Origin of the sequence: Rhodococcus cerastii (assembly GCF_033042195.1) — a bacterium.
GTDB lineage: Bacteria > Actinomycetota > Actinomycetes > Mycobacteriales > Mycobacteriaceae > Rhodococcoides.
Genome location: NZ_JAWLKF010000005.1, coordinates 210242 through 226195, shown reverse-complemented (window position 1 = coordinate 226195; position 15954 = coordinate 210242). Strand labels below are relative to the sequence as shown.

Annotated in this window: 14 protein-coding genes; 6 read left to right on the top strand and 8 right to left on the bottom strand. The window is 66.6% G+C overall.

Annotation, left to right across the window (positions count from 1 at the left end; all coding sequences use genetic code 11):
- The first annotated feature begins 8 nt into the window (after positions 1-8).
- Positions 9-1535, top strand: a complete 1527-nt coding sequence (locus tag R3P93_RS12800) for a TldD/PmbA family protein (RefSeq protein ID WP_317533145.1) — start codon at positions 9-11, stop codon at positions 1533-1535.
- Positions 1532-2932, top strand: coding sequence for a metallopeptidase TldD-related protein (locus tag R3P93_RS12795; protein ID WP_317533144.1), 1401 nt, complete (start codon positions 1532-1534; stop codon positions 2930-2932). The genes R3P93_RS12800 and R3P93_RS12795 overlap by 4 nt, the downstream gene beginning before the upstream one ends.
- A gap of 43 nt (positions 2933-2975) precedes the next feature.
- Here R3P93_RS12795 and R3P93_RS12790 read toward each other — a convergent pair whose 3' ends face one another.
- The 3 genes from R3P93_RS12790 to cobN form a co-directional block, all read right to left on the bottom strand.
- A complete protein-coding gene (locus tag R3P93_RS12790; RefSeq protein WP_068050614.1) occupies positions 2976-3401 on the bottom strand; it encodes a VOC family protein in 426 nt (141 codons plus the stop codon).
- A gap of 82 nt (positions 3402-3483) precedes the next feature.
- Complete coding sequence (locus R3P93_RS12785; RefSeq protein WP_317533143.1) at positions 3484-3867, bottom strand: PPOX class F420-dependent oxidoreductase; 384 nt, start codon at positions 3865-3867, stop codon at positions 3484-3486.
- 18 nt (positions 3868-3885) lie between these two features.
- Entirely contained in the window at positions 3886-7491 is a 3606-nt protein-coding gene (gene cobN, locus R3P93_RS12780; RefSeq protein ID WP_317533142.1) for a cobaltochelatase subunit CobN, read from the bottom strand.
- Positions 7492-7739: 248 nt separating this feature from the next.
- Here cobN and cobG point away from each other — a divergent pair, with 248 nt between their 5' ends.
- The 3 genes from cobG to cobJ are packed head-to-tail and all read left to right on the top strand — an operon-like array spanning position 7740 to position 11041.
- Positions 7740-8870, top strand: coding sequence for a precorrin-3B synthase (gene cobG / locus R3P93_RS12775; RefSeq protein ID WP_317533141.1), 1131 nt, complete (start codon positions 7740-7742; stop codon positions 8868-8870).
- Positions 8871-8924: 54 nt separating this feature from the next.
- Positions 8925-9551 (top strand): precorrin-8X methylmutase, encoded by a 627-nt coding sequence (locus R3P93_RS12770; protein WP_068050694.1) that lies wholly within the window; start codon positions 8925-8927, stop codon positions 9549-9551.
- Positions 9548-11041: a precorrin-3B C(17)-methyltransferase gene (gene cobJ, locus R3P93_RS12765; RefSeq protein WP_317533140.1), complete on the top strand. Its 1494-nt coding sequence runs from the start codon at positions 9548-9550 to the stop codon at positions 11039-11041. The genes R3P93_RS12770 and cobJ overlap by 4 nt, the downstream gene beginning before the upstream one ends.
- Here the strand turns inward: cobJ and R3P93_RS12760 are convergent.
- Genes R3P93_RS12760 through R3P93_RS12750 form a run of 3 tightly spaced genes read right to left on the bottom strand, consistent with a single transcriptional unit; the run spans position 11038 to position 13753 of the window.
- The gene (locus R3P93_RS12760) at positions 11038-11787 is read right to left on the bottom strand and encodes a cobalt-precorrin-6A reductase (RefSeq protein WP_394855293.1); all 750 of its coding nucleotides are present in this window, start codon (positions 11785-11787) and stop codon (positions 11038-11040) included. The two genes, cobJ and R3P93_RS12760, sit on opposite strands and share 4 nt — an antisense overlap.
- Positions 11766-12995, bottom strand: a complete 1230-nt coding sequence (cbiE, locus tag R3P93_RS12755; protein ID WP_317533160.1) for a precorrin-6y C5,15-methyltransferase (decarboxylating) subunit CbiE — start codon at positions 12993-12995, stop codon at positions 11766-11768. Before cbiE ends, R3P93_RS12760 begins: the two co-directional genes overlap by 22 nt.
- A complete protein-coding gene (locus R3P93_RS12750) occupies positions 12995-13753 on the bottom strand; it encodes an SDR family NAD(P)-dependent oxidoreductase (protein WP_317533138.1) in 759 nt (252 codons plus the stop codon). Before R3P93_RS12750 ends, cbiE begins: the two co-directional genes overlap by 1 nt.
- A 45-nt stretch (positions 13754-13798) precedes the next feature.
- Between R3P93_RS12750 and R3P93_RS12745 the strand changes: the two genes are divergently transcribed.
- Positions 13799-14212, top strand: a complete 414-nt coding sequence (locus R3P93_RS12745; protein WP_317533137.1) for a TIGR03618 family F420-dependent PPOX class oxidoreductase — start codon at positions 13799-13801, stop codon at positions 14210-14212.
- Here the strand turns inward: R3P93_RS12745 and R3P93_RS12740 are convergent.
- Together R3P93_RS12740 and R3P93_RS12735 are read right to left on the bottom strand one after the other, a co-directional pair.
- A complete protein-coding gene (locus R3P93_RS12740; RefSeq protein ID WP_317533136.1) occupies positions 14209-14805 on the bottom strand; it encodes a nucleotidyltransferase family protein in 597 nt (198 codons plus the stop codon). The two genes, R3P93_RS12745 and R3P93_RS12740, sit on opposite strands and share 4 nt — an antisense overlap.
- Positions 14802-15944 (bottom strand): M24 family metallopeptidase, encoded by a 1143-nt coding sequence (locus R3P93_RS12735; RefSeq protein ID WP_317533135.1) that lies wholly within the window; start codon positions 15942-15944, stop codon positions 14802-14804. The genes R3P93_RS12740 and R3P93_RS12735 overlap by 4 nt, the downstream gene beginning before the upstream one ends.
- Between the last annotated feature and the right edge of the window lie 10 nt (positions 15945-15954).

The following is a 15954-nucleotide window of genomic DNA, read 5'->3' as shown; positions in this document are numbered from 1 at the left end:
CTTCAGGCGTGACGAGACAATCGGATCGGTCGGTCGACGCCGACTTCCTTGCTCTGCCCCTGCAGGCCCTCGCGGACGCCGCCCTGAGCACGGCTCGATCCGCCGGGGCAACGCATGCCGATGTTCGCGTGCAGCGCTTGACGACTCAGTCGATCTCGCTGCGCGACGGCTCGGTTCAATCCGCAATCGACGCCGGGGAGATCGGGCTCGCCGTGCGGGTCGTGGTCGACGGCACCTGGGGTTTCGCGTCGCACGCCGAACTCGGTACCGACGCAGCCGCAGCCACGGCCCGCAGTGCGGTCGAGGTGGCCACAGCGCTGCGCACGCTCAATCGCGAACGCGTCGAACTCGCCTCCGAGCCGGTGTACTCGAATGCGACGTGGACGTCGGAGTACGACATCGACCCGTTCGAGGTACCCACCGCCGAGAAGGTGGCACTGCTGGCGGAGTACTCCTCCCGGCTGGCGGCGTCGGACGGCGTCGATCACGTCACCGCCTCGGTTCTGCAGGTCAAGGAGCAGTCGTTCTACGCGGATCTGGCCGGCAGCGGCATCACGCAGCAGCGGGTGCGACTGCATCCCCAGTTCGAGGCCACCACGGTTGATCGATCCGCCGGTGCATTCGAGACCATGCGCACCCTCGCGCCACCCGTCGGACGAGGCTGGGAGTACCTGGGCGAGCACGGCACGTGGGACTGGGCCGACGAGCTGGCCCGTATCCCGGACTGGTTGGCCGAGAAGGTGAAGGCGCCGTCCGTCGTGGCAGGCCCAACGGATCTCGTGATCGACCCGACCAACCTGTGGCTCACCATTCACGAGTCGATCGGGCACGCAACGGAATACGACCGTGCCATCGGCTACGAGGCCGCCTACGCCGGCACGTCGTTCGCGACCCCGGACCAGTTGGGGACGCTGCGCTACGGATCGCCCATCATGCACGTCACCGCCGACCGGACCGAGATCAACGGCCTGGCCAGCATCGGTTGGGACGACGACGGAGTGGCGTCGCAGAGATGGGACCTGGTCCGCGACGGCACACTGGTGGGCTACCAACTCGATCGAGTGTTCGCCCCCAAACTCGGTCTGGAGCGGTCCAACGGATGTTCGTACGCCGATTCTCCGCATCATGTTCCGATCCAGCGGATGGCGAACGTATCGCTGCAGCCCGACCCCGATGTCGATCGTTCCACCGCCGACGTCATCGGCGAGGTGGAGGACGGCATCTACGTCGTCGGAGACAAGTCCTGGTCGATCGACATGCAGCGCTACAACTTTCAGTTCACCGGCCAACGCTTCTACCGAATCCGCAACGGCGTGCTCGACGGCCAGGTGCGTGACGTGGCGTACCAGGCGACGACCACCGAATTCTGGGGCTCGATGGAACTGCTCGGCGGACCGTCCACGTGGCGACTCGGCGGCGCATTCAACTGCGGCAAGGCCCAACCCGGGCAGGTGGCCGCCGTAAGCCACGGGTGCCCCGTCGCGTTGTTCCGCGGCGTCAACGTCCTCAACACCCGATCGGAGGCAGGTCGATGATCGCGCCGCAGCTCGTGATCGAACGTGCACTCGCCTGCGCGAGTGTCGACGACACCATCGTGATCGTCACCGACTCCAGCGATGCAACACTGCGGTGGGCCGGAAACTCCATGACCACCAACGGAATTGCCACCTCCCGGCGCTGGGAGGTGATCTCGATCGTGCGAGAGGCCGACGTCGTTCGGGGCAGGAGTGGAGCCGGCGGAACGACCGTTCGAGTCGGCACCGTGTCGTCGACGAGTGTCGATCCGGACGACATCGAGGCAGTGGTTCGGGCCAGCGAGGCGGCGGCGCGATCGGCAGAGCCCGCCGAGGACGCGATGCCCTTGCTGCCTCGCGAGTCGGTCTCGGACCCGCACGACTGGGACCGCCGAGCACAACATACGTCGGTCGACGTGTTCGGCTCGCTGGCAACGGAATTGAACGTCGGATTCGATGGTGAGGACGCGCTGTACGGATTCGCGCAGCACACCGTCGACAACGTCTGGCTCGGAACCTCGACCGGGGTGCGTCGTACTTTCACACAGCCCACCGGATCGGTCGAGATCAATGGAAAGCGATCCGGTGCGAGCGCCTGGGTGGGCACCGGAACCACCGACTTCCGGAACGTGTCGGCCGAGACGATGTTGGCGGAGCTGTCCACCCGGCTCGGCTGGGCCCGGAACACCATCGAACTGCCCGCCGGTCGCTATGAGACTGTGCTGCCCCCGTCGGCGGTGGCAGACCTGATGATCTATCTGATGTGGACCATGGAAGGCCGCGGAGCGCAGGAAGGCCGCACCGCACTCTCGCGGGCAGGTGGGACGCGAGTCGGCGAGAAACTCACCGACCTGCCGCTCACCCTGTACTCCGATCCACACGCATCCGGACTCGAGTACGCGCCGTTCGTGGTGGCCGGGTCGTCTAGTGATTCGGTGTCGGTGTTCGACAACGGCATGGACATCGAGCGCGTCGACTGGATCCGCGACGGATCGGTCTCCGCCCTGGCCTACCCACGTGCAGCGGCGCAGAAGTTCGGAGCCCCTGTCGCGGTCCCGGGCGAGAACCTCGTTCTGACGGGCGGCACCTACGTCGGTCTGGACAAGATGGTTGCCGACACCGAACGCGGGCTGCTCCTGACGACGCTCTGGTACATCCGTGAGGTCGATCCGACCTCGCTACTGCTCACCGGACTGACCAGAGACGGCGTCTATGCCATCGAGAACGGTCGAATCACCGGTGGAGTGAACAACTTTCGCTTCAACGAAAGCCCGCTGGATCTGCTACGACGCGTCACCGAGGCGGGCGCTACCGACGCGACACTGCCGCGCGAGTGGAAGGACTGGTTCACTCGCACGGCAATGCCACCGCTACGCGTTCCCGACTTTCACATGTCGTCGGTCAGCGCGGCACAGTAGGGTCGAATTCTGGTCGTTCCTGCAGGCTCCACTCCTGCCCGGCCTACTTGTCGGGACCGGTCAGCTCGAGGGCGATGTTGTCGGGGTCTCGAAACTCCACGATGGACATGCCGGGGCCCGCGTCCTTGATGCCCTCGTGCGCAATGCCCAACTCGTCGAGGGTCTTCACGGCATCCTCGAGTGCGGCCCGGGTGTCGACGGTGAAGCTGAGGTGATCGAGCCCGCACCGGTCCTCGGCGAACGTGTCGTCGCTCGGTGCGACCGGGCGCAGCCCGAGCAGACCGCCGCCGAACTTGTAGATGACGCCCCCGAAGAGGAACCACAGCGCCTTCTTGGTCTCTTCGTCCGCATCGGGATCCCAGGCGTAGGCGACGTCGAAGCCGAACACCGAGTCGTAGAACGACCGGGACCGGTCGATGTCACTGACGGTGAGGCGAACATGGTTGTAATCGGTCACTGCGATAGGCACGTGGTGCTCCATTCCGGCAGCAGGGGAAGCTGCCTCACGAAGCATTCGGAACTGCGCATACGAGCGATGGTGCCGACTTTCGCTAGCTGGCGGCAGTGATCGCCAGCCCGACGGAGCCGCTCTTGCCCCGGCGCAGCACACTGCCCTTGACGGTGAGCCACCCGAGAATTCCGTACTTCGACGCGATGGCTGCCCGGGCCTTCTCCGTCCGGTCCGCGTCGAGTATTTCGGCCCGTGCGTCGACCGCGTCGCCCTGGGGGTTACCGCGCATGTCGCACGGTGCCAGGGTGACTGCGGGGTTGCGGCGAATCCGTTTGACCTTCCACGAATCGGCCACCGTCCACACCAGCAGCCGATCCCCGTCGAGTGCACCCCACAGTGGGGTCGGTACCCCGGTGCCGTCCTTCTTGAACGTCGTCAGCAGTACGTACTTGCCCTTTGCAATGTCTTCGAAGGTGGCAGCCATACCGCTCAGAGTACGTCGCTACTCCCCTTCGAGCTCGCCCTCGGTTTCCAGATACACCTGGCGCAAGCCGTCGAGAACCTGCTTGTCCGGTTCGGCCCACATCTTTCGTTCGGCCGCCTCGAGCAGTCGCTCCGCGATGCCGTGCAGGGCCCACGGATTGGACTGCTGCATGAACTTCTTGTTCTGCTCGTCGAGCACGTAGGTCTCGGCCAGCTTCTCGTACATCCAGTCCTGCACCACGTCGGTCGTCGCGTCGTAACCGAAGAGGTAGTCCACGGTCGCCGCCATCTCGAACGCGCCCTTGTAACCGTGCCTGCGCATGGCGTCGAGCCACTTCGGGTTCACCACCCGGGCGCGGAAGACTCGTGCGGTCTCTTCCGACAGTGTGCGCGTGCGAACCGATTCCGGCCGTGTGCTGTCACCGATGTACGCCTCGGGCGACTTTCCGGTCAACGCGCGCACGGTCGCGACCATGCCGCCGTGGTACTGGAAGTAGTCGTCGGAATCGGCGATGTCGTGCTCACGCGTGTCGGTGTTCTTGGCGGCGACGGCAATGCGCTTGTAGGCGGTGCGCATGTCGTCCGAGGCCGGTACGCCGTCGAGACCGCGGCCGTACGCGAAGCCACCCCAGGTGGTGTACACCTGCGCCAGGTCGTCGTCGCTGCGCCAGGTCTTGCTGTCGATCAGCTGGAGCAATCCGGCACCGTAGGTGCCCGGCTTCGATCCGAAAATGCGCGTCGTGGAACGTCGTTCGTCGCCGTGCTCGGCCAGATCGGCCTGCGCATGGGCTCGCACGTAGTTCTGCTCGGCCGGCTCGTCCAACGCGGCGACCATCCGGACCGCATCGTCGAGCAAAGCGAGTACGTGGGGAAACGCGTCGCGGAAGAAGCCGCTGATCCGGACCGTCACGTCGATGCGGGGACGGCCGAGCTCGACGAGGTCGATCACCTCGAGCCGCGTCACCCTGCGCGATGCCTCGTCCCACACCGGCGAGACCCCCAGCAAGGCGAACACTTCTGCGATGTCGTCGCCGGAGGTGCGCATGGCCGAGGTTCCCCACACCGACAGTCCGACGGATTTCGGCCACTCGCCGTGATCCTGGCGGTAGCGAGCGAGAAGTGATTCCGCCATCGCCTGCCCGGTCTCCCATGCCAACTTCGAGGGCACGGCCTTCGGGTCGACGGAGTAGAAATTGCGGCCGGTGGGGAGAACGTTGATCAGCCCGCGCAGCGGTGAACCGCTCGGCCCGGCCGCGATGAACCCACCGTCGAGCGCGTGCAGTACCTGGGCGATCTCGCGTGAGGTCCCGCGCAGACGTGGAACGACCTCGGCTGCGGCGAACTCGAGAATCTGTGTGACCACGCCGCCGTGCTCGCCCGCGACCCGTGCGGCAGCTGCGGGATCCCACTGCGCTGCCTGCATCGCCGCGACCAACCCGTGGGCCACGGCCTCGATACTGTCGACGCGGGTACGGTCCTCGTCGCCGTCCTCGCTGAGCCCCAGTGCTTCTCGCAGACCGGGAACCGTCTGCTCTCCACCCCACATCTGCCGAGCTCGGAGCATCGCGAGCACCAGTTCGACCTCGGCGTCTCCGACGGGTTCCTGACCTAGGATGTGCAGTCCGTCGCGGATCTGTACGTCCTTGATCTCGCACAGCCACCCGTCGACGTTCAGCAGCATGTCGTCGAACACTTCCTCGTCGGGACGCTCCTCGAGCCCGAGGTCCTTGTGCATCTGCGCCGCAGTCATCAGAGTCCAGATCTGCTGGCGGATGGCGGGCAGCTTGGCCGGGTCGAGTGCCGAGATGTTCGCGTGCTCGTCGAGCAGTTGTTCGAGCCGGGAGATGTCGCCGTAGCTCTCCGCGCGCGCCATCGGAGGAATCAGGTGATCGACGAGGGTGGCGTGTGCTCGCCGCTTGGCCTGCGTGCCCTCCCCCGGATCGTTGACGAGGAACGGGTAGATCAACGGCAGGTCTCCCAGGGCCGCATCGGTTCCGCAGGACGCCGACATACCGAGTGTCTTGCCCGGCAGCCATTCCAGGTTCCCGTGCTTGCCCAGGTGCACCATGGCGTCGGCACCGAAGCCGCCGTCGGCCTGCGTGGCCGAGATCCACCGGTAGGCCGCCAGATAGTGATGGCTCGGCGGCAGGTCCGGGTCGTGATAGATCGCAACCGGCTTCTCGCCGAATCCCCGAGGTGGCTGCACCATGATCACCACGTTGCCGAATTGCATTGCTGCAATGACGATTTCACCGTCCGGATCGGCAGACCGATCGACGTAGAGATCGCCCGGCGCCGGGCCCCAGTGCTCGATCACGCCGTCGCGCAGATCTGCGGGAAGCTGCTCGAACCACCGGCCGTACTGCGCGGCCGAGATGCGAATGGGATTGCCCTCGAGTTGGGCGTCGGTGAGCCAGTTGGGATCCTGGCCGCCGCGGGCGATCAACGCGTGAATGAGTGCGTCACCGTCGCGAGCAGCCAGACCGGGCACCGAATCCGGGCCGTCGAGCGGTCCGAGGTCGTAGCCGGCGGCGCGCATGTCCGACATCAGCGCGATCGCGCTCGCCGGAGTGTCGAGACCGACGGCGTTGCCGATCCGCGCATGTTTGGTGGGATAGGCCGAGAACATCAGCGCGATGCGGCGGTCGGCAGCGGGAATATGCCGCAGCCGGGCGTGCCGCACCGCGATGCCCGCCACCCGAGCAGCACGCTCGTGGTCCGGAACGTACGTGGTCAACCCGTCGTCGTCGATCTCCTTGAACGAGAACGGAACCGTGATGAGCCGGCCGTCGAACTCCGGGACGGCGACTTGCGTGGCCACGTCCAGCGGGGAGAGTCCGTCGTCGTTCTCGGACCACGTCGCGCGCGAACTCGTCAGACACAGTCCCTGGAGGATCGGGACGTCGAGGGCAGCGAGTTCGGCGACGTCCCAGGCCTCGTCGTCCCCGCCTGCCGACGCTCCGGCCGGTTTGGTGCCTCCCGCGGCGAGAACGGTGACGATCAGGGCATCCGCCGACTTCAGCGTGTCGAGCAGGTCGGCTTCCGCGGTGCGCAGCGACGCGCAGTAGATCGGGAGCGCGGTGGCACCGGCGTTCTCGACCGCGGTGGCGAGAGCGTCGATGTACGTGGTGTTACCGGCCAGATGTTGGGCGCGGTAGTAGAGGATGGCCACCGTCGGACCGTCGGAGCTCGCGGCGGAGTGTCGCTCGAGGTGACCCCACGTCGGGAGGTGTCGTGGGGCGTCGAAACCGTGCCCGGTCAGCAACACGGTGTCGGAGAGAAAGTTGTACAGCTGACGCAGGTTGTCGGACCCACCTTCGGCCAGATAGTTGTGCGCCTGCGCGGCGACGTTCGCGGGGACCGTCGAGATCTCCATCAGGTCGGCGTCGGGTGCCTGCTCGCCGCCGAGTACGACGACGGGCAGTCCGGTGGCGAGGACGGCGTCGATCCCCGACTCCCAGGATCGACGAGACCCCAGGATGCGCACGATGATCAACTCGGCCGACTCGGCCATCGCCGGAATGTCCGCGGCGAGCAGCCGGGAAGGGTTGCCCCAGGCGAAGTCGGCTCCGCTCGCACGGGCGCTGAGCAGATCGGTGTCCGACGTGGACAGCAACAAGAACACGGGTAACGCCCTCCTCGGGGGTTTCGCGCCCCTGAACTTCGGTGGTTCGAATGATCGGTGGAAACTGCTCTTCGACTCGTCGGCGAGAGGGTCTGACTCCAGCCCCGACCCGAAGGATCGAAGGCCGTCACAGTGGCGCGACCGTACCGGATTCTCGCCGGTTTCCTCTCGGCCGGAGCCGTGGACATCGAATGCTACCGGGGCGAGCGGGGAATGGGGCCACCCGTTGCGCTTGTAGCCTGGTGACCATGAGTTCGCCAGAGAGGTCGGTGCCCGACGGCTGCCCAGGAGCGCTGACGACCCATCTGGCGGCGGACGGGCCGCTGGCACGAATCCGGCTGCCGGGTGGCGTCGTGTTGCCGGGGCAGATGCAGGTGTTGGCGCAGGCCGCTGCCGAGCTGGGCGATGGCACGTTGGAACTGACCTCGCGGGGCAATATGCAGGTGCGGGCGGTATCGGACCCGGACGACTTGGCGAGCAGGTTGGCCGACGCCGGGCTGCTTCCGTCCTCGACGCACGAGCGTGTCCGCAACATCCTTGCCTCTCCCCTCTCGGGGCGGGTGGGAGGTCTCACCGACGTGCGCGCGCTGGTCGGTGCGCTGGACGAGGGCCTGTGTGCACGACCCGATCTGGCACACCTGCCGGGTAGGACGCTGTTCGCGCTCGACGACGGCCGGGGCGACCTGTGCGGACTCGAACCGGATTTCGGTGCCTATGCCCAGTCCGACGGGTCGTACGCACTGCTGTTGGCAGGCCGGGACAGAGGCGTGCGCGTGGACCGCGACAGTGTCGTGTCGATGCTGCTGAACTGCGCGGGTGCCTTCGTGGAACTTCGGCAGTCCCAGTGGCGGGTGGCCGAAATGGACGACGGCCCGGCCCGGATCCTCGACCGACTCGGTCTCGCGGCCGGCCCTGTCCTGCCGATGCCCGCACCCGTGGAGGTGCCACCGATCGGTTGGCTCGATCAGGACGACGGCCTGGTGGCGCTGGCGGCGGGACTGGCCAACGGTGTTCTCGGGACGCGGCTCGCGGAGTTCCTCGCGGCCATCGACCGCCCGCTGATCATGACTCCGTGGCGATCGCTGATCGTGTGTGATCTGGACGAGGAACCGGCCGAACAGGTCGTCCGCGTGCTCGCCCCGATGGGACTGATCTTCGACGCGGCATCGCCGTGGATTCGAGTGAGCGCCTGCACCGGATCGCCGGGGTGCGAGAAGTCGTTGGCCGACGTACGAGCCGACCTCTCCGCCGCGGTCGATGCCCGGATGACCCCGCGCGACGAACGGCAACACTGGTCCGGGTGCGAACGGCGTTGCGGACGACCCAAGGGCGAGGTGACCGACGTCATCGCAACGGGAATCGGCTACCGCGTCGAGTGAGGGGACCCAGACCGGCTTCCGGCCGAGGGGCCCCTCTCCCCTATCGTGACACGCATGCACGACTACGTCCGCGACGGCGCGGAGATCTACCGACAATCGTTCGCGACCATCCGAGCCGAAGCAGACCTGTCTCGATTCGCACCGGACGTCGCACAGGTCGTCGTGCGCATGATTCACGCGGTCGGAGAGATCGATCTGACCGAGACCATCGGCTACACCCCAGCAGTCGTGACCTCCGCTCGCGCGGCACTGAACTCGGGCGCGCCGATTCTGTGCGACGCCAACATGGTCGCTGCCGGCATCACTCGTCGCCGTCTTCCGGCCGACAACGAGGTGCTGTGCACCCTGTCCGATCCTCGGGTACCGGATTTGGCTCGGAGTATGAACACCACGAGAACCGCTGCCGCGCTGGAGTTGTGGGGCGACAAGCTCGGCGGTGCCGTCGTCGCCATCGGAAACGCTCCGACCGCACTGTTCCACCTGATGGAGATGCTCGAGGCAGGGGCACCGAAACCCGCAGCGATCGTCGGCGGCCCGGTCGGATTCATCGGGGCAGCGGAGTCGAAGGAAGATCTGATCGCCGCGGGCCTCGGCGTCGAGTACCTGGTAGTCCGCGGTAGGCGTGGTGGCAGCCCTATCACCGTGGCCGCCGTCAATGCCATTGCGAGCGAACAAGAATGACCGGCACCGGAAAACTGTGGGGAGTCGGAGTCGGTCCCGGCGATCCGGAGTTGTTGACCGTCAAGGCCGCTCGCGTCATCGCCGAGGCCGATGTGGTTGCTTTCCACAGTGCACAGCACGGTCGCAGCATCTCCCGCGGCCTGGCAGCCGGGTACATGCGGGACGGGCAACTGGAGGAACATCTGGTCTATCCGGTGACCACCGAGACCACGGCGCACCCCGGTGGATATCAGGGTGCGATCGACGAGTTCTACGAGTCCGCCGCGTCGCGGCTGGCGGCCCATCTGGACGCGGGACGCTCCGTAGTGCTTCTCGCCGAGGGTGATCCGCTGTTCTACAGCTCCTACATGCACATGCACAAGCGTTTGGCCGACCGCTTCGAGGTCGAGATCGTGCCGGGCGTGACCTCGGTCAGTGCCGCCTCGGCTGCGTTGGCCACCCCGCTCGTGGAGCGCGACGAGGTGTTCACCGTGTTGCCCGGCACGCTCCCGGCAGACGAGCTCACGCGGCGACTGCGCGGCACCGACGCGGCCGTCATCATGAAACTGGGCCGGACCTACCCGACGGTGCTCGAGGCCCTGGAACGTTCCGGTCGGCTGAGTGAAGCGCGCTACGTGGAACGGGCCAGCACACCCGAGCAGCGGGTGCTCGACGCCGTCGACGCAGACAACGTTCCCTACTTCTCGATGATCGTCGTACCGAGTCCCTCCAATCGAACCGAAACACCTACTTGCGCCGGTGAAGTGGTGGTCGTCGGCCTCGGACCCGGGGACGACGCATGGACGACGGACGAAGTGCGCGCCGAACTCGCCGCCGCCACCGATCTGGTCGGCTATGTCACCTACATCGATCGGGTACCGCAGCGCTCCGGTCAGATCCGGCACGCGAGCGACAACAAGGTCGAGTCGGAACGTGCGGCGTTCGCTCTCGATCTCGCCAAACAGGGTCACCGCGTCGCCGTGGTCTCCTCGGGCGATCCCGGTGTGTTCGCGATGGCAACCGCGGTCATCGAGGTCGCGGCCGAGGAGCAGTGGAGCTCGGTCCCGGTGCGGGTGGTGCCCGGGATGACGGCAGCCAACGCCGTCGCCAGTCGGGTGGGCGCACCACTCGGACACGACTACGCCGTCATCTCTCTGTCCGACCGCCTCAAGCCCTGGAACGTCGTCGCAGCGCGGCTCTCGGCGGTCGCCGGAGCCGATATGGCGATCGCGATCTACAACCCCGCTTCGAAGTCGCGGACCTGGCAGGTTGCGGCAACGAAAGAGATTCTGCTCGAGCATCGTTCGCCACAGACCCCCGTGGTCATCGGACGCGCGGTGGGCAGCCCGCAGGAATCCGTTCGCACCGTGGCGCTGGGCGAACTCGACCCCGAGTCGATCGACATGCGATGCCTGCTCATCATCGGATCGTCGATGACGACGGTGGTCGAGACGGGAAGCGGGCCGAAGGTGTTCACCTCCAGGCGTTATCCGTCGGCAGGCAGTTCTTAGCGATCCGTCAACCAGTCCACGGCGGCTGCGACGTCGAACACCGTCGGTGCCGAGCCGGTTCGCGTGGGACGGTCGACCACTATCACCGGAATCGATGCCGCTCGGGCGGCATCGAGCTTGGCTCGCGTCATGTCGCCGCCGCTGTTCTTGGTGATCAGCAGGTCGATTCGGTTGTCTGCCAGCATCATCGACTCGTGGTCGACGTCGAAGGGGCCACGGCTCAGTTGCAGTGTCATGTGCGGCGGCACCGCACCGGTCGGAGGGTCGATCGCCCGCACCAGAAACCACGAGTGATCGACACTCGCGAAATGGTGAACACCCTGCCTGCCTGTCGTGAGGAATACCCGGCTGCCGGGGGAGATCGCCGACGCCGCGTCGGGCAGTGAGGCAACCGAGGTCCATCGATCACCCTCGCCCGCGGTCCACGGTGGCCGCGTCAGCACCAGGAGCGCGACCGACGTTGCCCGAGTGGCCTGCTCGGCGTGTGCGGCGATGGTGGAGGCGAACGGGTGCGTCGCGTCCACCACCACGTCGATTGCGTTGTCTCGCAGCCACACTGCAAGGGCATCCGGACCTCCGAATCCGCCGATTCGAGTCTCGCCGACGGGCAACATCGGCTCGGCGACCCGGCCGGCCAGTGAGGTCATCGTCTCTATCCCGTGCACCGTGTCCAGAGCGGCCGCAAGTGCCCTCGACTCCGTCGTACCACCGAGAATCAGGACCTTCACCGTTTGGTCACACTCCATTGCGTGACCGGCAGCTGCGGTCTCCACGTCGTGAACGCGCCCAGCGGTTCACCGCGATAGATCTGGAACCTGCGGAGCTCGCCGCCGTACTTCGCCGCGGCGGTCAGCAGCAACGAATCCGATTCGGCCGTCACCGAATTCGCAACCACCCGTCCACCGGTCCGCACCGCGTCCCAGCAGCCCTCGAGCATGTCGGCACCGGTCAACCCACCACCGATGAACACTGCGTCGGGAACAGCGTCTGCGTTCGAGACCGCCGTGAAACTCTCCGGGGCGCCGCCATGCACCACGAGGCTCGGAACTCCCAGAAGCCGTGCATTGGTCTCGATCTGCTCACGGCGCACCTGCGAACTCTCGAACGTCACTGCACGACAGGATTCGTCGGTCCGCATCCATTCGATGGCGATGGTTCCCGATCCGCCCCCGATGTCCCACAACAGCTCTCCTGGCGCCGGTGCCAACGCGCTGAGCGTCAGTGCGCGAACCTCCCGCTTGGTCATCTGACCGTCTCCGGTGTACGCGGAATCGGCCAGGCCGGGAATGCGGGTGTGGCGGGCAGCGTCGGGATCCCGGACGCACAGCAGTGCAACCACATTGAGTGGATCGACGCCTTCGAACGTCGACTCTTCGGCGATCCCGCGGGCGACCCGCTCGGCCGGTCCGCCTAGCTGCTCGAGGACCGTCATCTCGCTCGCGCCGAAACCGTTGGCGGACAACACCACCGCGATCTCACCTGGAGTGCTGCTGCCCCGGCTCAACACCAGTATCCGGCGGCCGTCGGCCAGTTCGGGCAACACGGTCTCGGCCGGGCTGTTCACCAGCGACACCGTCGTGGTGTGATGCAGCGCCCAGCCCAAGCGAGCGCACGCCAGTGAGACCGAGGACGGGGCCGGGTACACCCGCAAGCGATCGGCACCGAACTCCCGCGCCAACGTCACCCCGATGCCGTGGAACATCGGATCACCGCTGGCCAGCACGCACACGCGAGAACCCGTGCAGGCGTCGATCATCGGCCGCAGATTCGGCACCAACGGACTGGGCCATGTCCTGGTCTCGCTGCAGTGCTCCTGTACTCCAGCGACCTGGCGCGCGGAGCCGAACACCACATCTGCTTGCTCGACGGCCCTGCGCGACGCGAGAGGCAGTCCGTCCCAGCCGTCCGCACCGATTCCCACGACCACGATCGGAGTGGGCACGGGTGCCACCATCAGCGCGGCATCCTGCGCCAGAGCCACTGCGGCAGTAGACGCATGGCGAAGAACACCGGTCGCAGTGTGCCGGGGATCCACACGGTGGCCCGACGCGTGCGCAGCGCAGCGACGACGCCGTCGGCCACCTGATCCGGCGTACTCGACATGGGTGCCGGGGTCATCCCCTCGGTCATCGAACCGATGACGAACCCGGGACGAACGAGCAGGAGGTGCACTCCGCTGCCGTGCAGTGAGTCGCACAGTCCGCTGGCGAACCCGTCGAGACCGGCCTTCGCGGCTCCGTACACGTAGTTGGCGCGTCGCACTCGAACCCCCGCGACCGAAGAGAACACGACCAGGTCGCCGCTCCCCTGTGCTCGGAGGATCTTCGATGCGTGCGTCAGCACCGAGACCTGAGCCAGGAAGTCGGTGGTGATGACGTCGAGAGCGTGCTGCGCGTCGTCCTCGGCGCGCGCTTGATCACCGAGGATCCCGAACGCCAGCACCACGATCCCGATCGGGCCGTATCGCTCGGCCACCCGGCTCAGGAGCTCGGCGTGAGTGTCCATCTCGTTCGCGTCGAACTCGACGGTGTGAACGGCGTCCGCGCCTGCCTGCTCCACTCGTCGTTGCTGAGCATCGAGGTCGGTACTGCGCCGAGCTGCCAGTACGACGGTTCGCCCCGAAGCGAGTCGGGTGGTGACCTCGAGTCCGATCTCGCTGCGCCCGCCCAACAGCAACAGCGTTCCGGCCGCGGGTTCTGCTCGTCTGCTCACGACGACCAGTCTTGCCGATGAAATCGCATTCACTACAGTCGGGGCATGGCCGCCATCCCCGCAGACGCGACTGCCCTCGCCGACGACGCATTCGAGTTCCTTGCCGAGCGACACCTGGCCACTCTGACGACACTGCGACCCGACGGAACCCCGCACGTCGTCGCCGTCGGCTTCACCTACGACGCCGAGGCCCGGTGTGCTCGGGTCATCACCAACGATGTGTCGCAGAAGGCGATCAACGCCGGTCGCGGTGCCTACGCCGCTGTCACTCAGATCGACGGTGCCCGCTGGCTGACGTTGGAAGGGCCCGCGTCGGTCCGAGACGACCGTGAATCGGTCGTCGATGCGGAGAACCGCTATGCGCAGCGCTACCGCGTACCCAGAGAGAACCCGACCCGAGTCGTCATCGAGATACAGGTGCAGCGTGTTTTGGGTAGCCGTTCTCTGCTGAACCGCTAGCGCGTCGTCGGCTCCGTCGGCCACGGCAGAACCGTCAGGTTCGGCCACTCCGTCGTCCACCGGGCAGCCTTGGCCTCGTACACGTGTCGCATCGGCAGCCGCGGGTTCGGCCGCACGATTCCCCCGAAGAGATCGTCGAATCCGTGCGGTGCGTACACGACATCGGTTCCGCCCTGGTCGGTGGTGATGCCGAAGCAGCACGTGGTGGACACGAAATGATCGATCGCATCCTCGGTGCTTCGGTACGGCGCGATCGGAGTGCCGAAATGCTGTTCGTACCACAGGTGTACGCGCGCCTCGTTGCGCACTTCGACGTCCACCCCGAGGTCGTCGAACACCGTGGCCGCGCGCTCGATGACCTCGTTCTCCGCGTCGTAGGACAGATCGGAGTCGTCGAAGTAGAAGAAGTCGTAGTCCCGGATGCCGGTACAAAGGTCCCGGCCGTCCAGGTGGTTCCAGACCGTCTGGAAGAGGCCACCTGCCGTCAGATACCACCCGGGAAGCCCGAGTTGCGGCGCGCGCCCCAGTATTTCGGCGACGGCCGGATTGGACCTGACGACCGAGACGAACTCGTCGTCGCCCGGACGCGTCACACCGGCAGGACGGCCAGAGCGTGAGGCCTGAGGTTGACCGATTCGCACCCGTCAGCGGTGACCACGACGATGTCCTCGATGCGTGCACCCCACTGCCCGCGGAAATAGATTCCCGGCTCGATGCTGAACGCCATCCCTTCGGTCAGCGTGATGTCGTTGCCCGCAACGATGTACGGCTCCTCGTGCACCGACAGGCCGATCCCGTGACCGGTGCGGTGCAGGAACGCCTCGCCGAGACCGGCGTCGACCAGGACGTCGCGAGCCGCCGCATCGATGGACTGCGCCGTGACACCGGGCACCACCGCGTCGACAGCCGCCTGCTGCGCCCGCTCGAGTACCGCGTACTGCTCGGCGATCTCCGCCGACGGTTCGCCGAGACTGTAGGTGCGGGTCGAGTCGGAGTTGTATCCCGGTGCGACGGGTCCGCCGATGTCGATCACCACGATGTCTCCTGCCTCGACGACTCGATCGGATACCTCGTGGTGTGGATCGGCACCGTGGGGCCCGGAACCGACGATGATGAATTCCGGTGCAGTGTGGCCTTCTTCGACGATCGCGGCAGCGATGTCCGCGGCGATCTGCGCTTCCGTTCGGCCCACCCGAAGCCATTCGCCCATCCGGGCGTGCACGCGATCGATGGCATACCCGGCTCGCCGCAACGCGTCGATCTCGGCCGCATCCTTGACCATTCGGAGTTCGCGAAGCACGTCGGTGGCCAGAACCGGGATCGTGCCGAAGACACCCGCCAGCGGCACGAAATGCAGGGCGGGCATGGCGTCGGCAACGGCTGTTCTCGTTCCGCCGGGAACCGCTGCTGCCACCAGTGCGTACGGATCCACACCGTCGACCCAGTCGACGAGAGTCAGAGACAGTTCCTGCGCTGCGGAGTCGCCCAGTGCGGCGAGCTCGAGCCGCGGAACGACGACCGTGGGGGTGCTGCCGTCCGCCGGAACGACCAGCGCGATGAGCCGCTCGAACGAGCTGGCCTTCGCCCCGATCAGGTACTGCAGATCCGGCCCCGGGGTGATCAGCAGGGCATCCAGGCCTGCATCCGACGTCAGGCGAGCCGCGCGGGCGAGCCTGGACGCGTAGACATCGCTGGAGAAACGTGAGGAACTGACCGAAGAATCGACACTCATGCCTCCAGGC

Excerpts from the sequence above, each read along its gene's own strand:
- R3P93_RS12795 (WP_317533144.1), top strand. The coding sequence starts at position 1,532 with ATGATCGCGCCGCAGCTCGTGATCGAACGTGCACTCGCCTGCGCGAGT.
- R3P93_RS12785 (WP_317533143.1), bottom strand. The coding sequence starts at position 3,867 with ATGGCTGCCACCTTCGAAGACATTGCAAAGGGCAAGTACGTACTGCTG.
- cobG (WP_317533141.1), top strand. The coding sequence starts at position 7,740 with ATGAGTTCGCCAGAGAGGTCGGTGCCCGACGGCTGCCCAGGAGCGCTG.
- R3P93_RS12770 (WP_068050694.1), top strand. The coding sequence starts at position 8,925 with ATGCACGACTACGTCCGCGACGGCGCGGAGATCTACCGACAATCGTTC.
- cobJ (WP_317533140.1), top strand. The coding sequence starts at position 9,548 with ATGACCGGCACCGGAAAACTGTGGGGAGTCGGAGTCGGTCCCGGCGAT.
- R3P93_RS12760 (WP_394855293.1), bottom strand. The coding sequence starts at position 11,787 with ATGGAGTGTGACCAAACGGTGAAGGTCCTGATTCTCGGTGGTACGACG.
- cbiE (WP_317533160.1), bottom strand. The coding sequence starts at position 12,995 with ATGGTGGCACCCGTGCCCACTCCGATCGTGGTCGTGGGAATCGGTGCG.
- R3P93_RS12745 (WP_317533137.1), top strand. The coding sequence starts at position 13,799 with ATGGCCGCCATCCCCGCAGACGCGACTGCCCTCGCCGACGACGCATTC.
- R3P93_RS12735 (WP_317533135.1), bottom strand. The coding sequence starts at position 15,944 with ATGAGTGTCGATTCTTCGGTCAGTTCCTCACGTTTCTCCAGCGATGTC.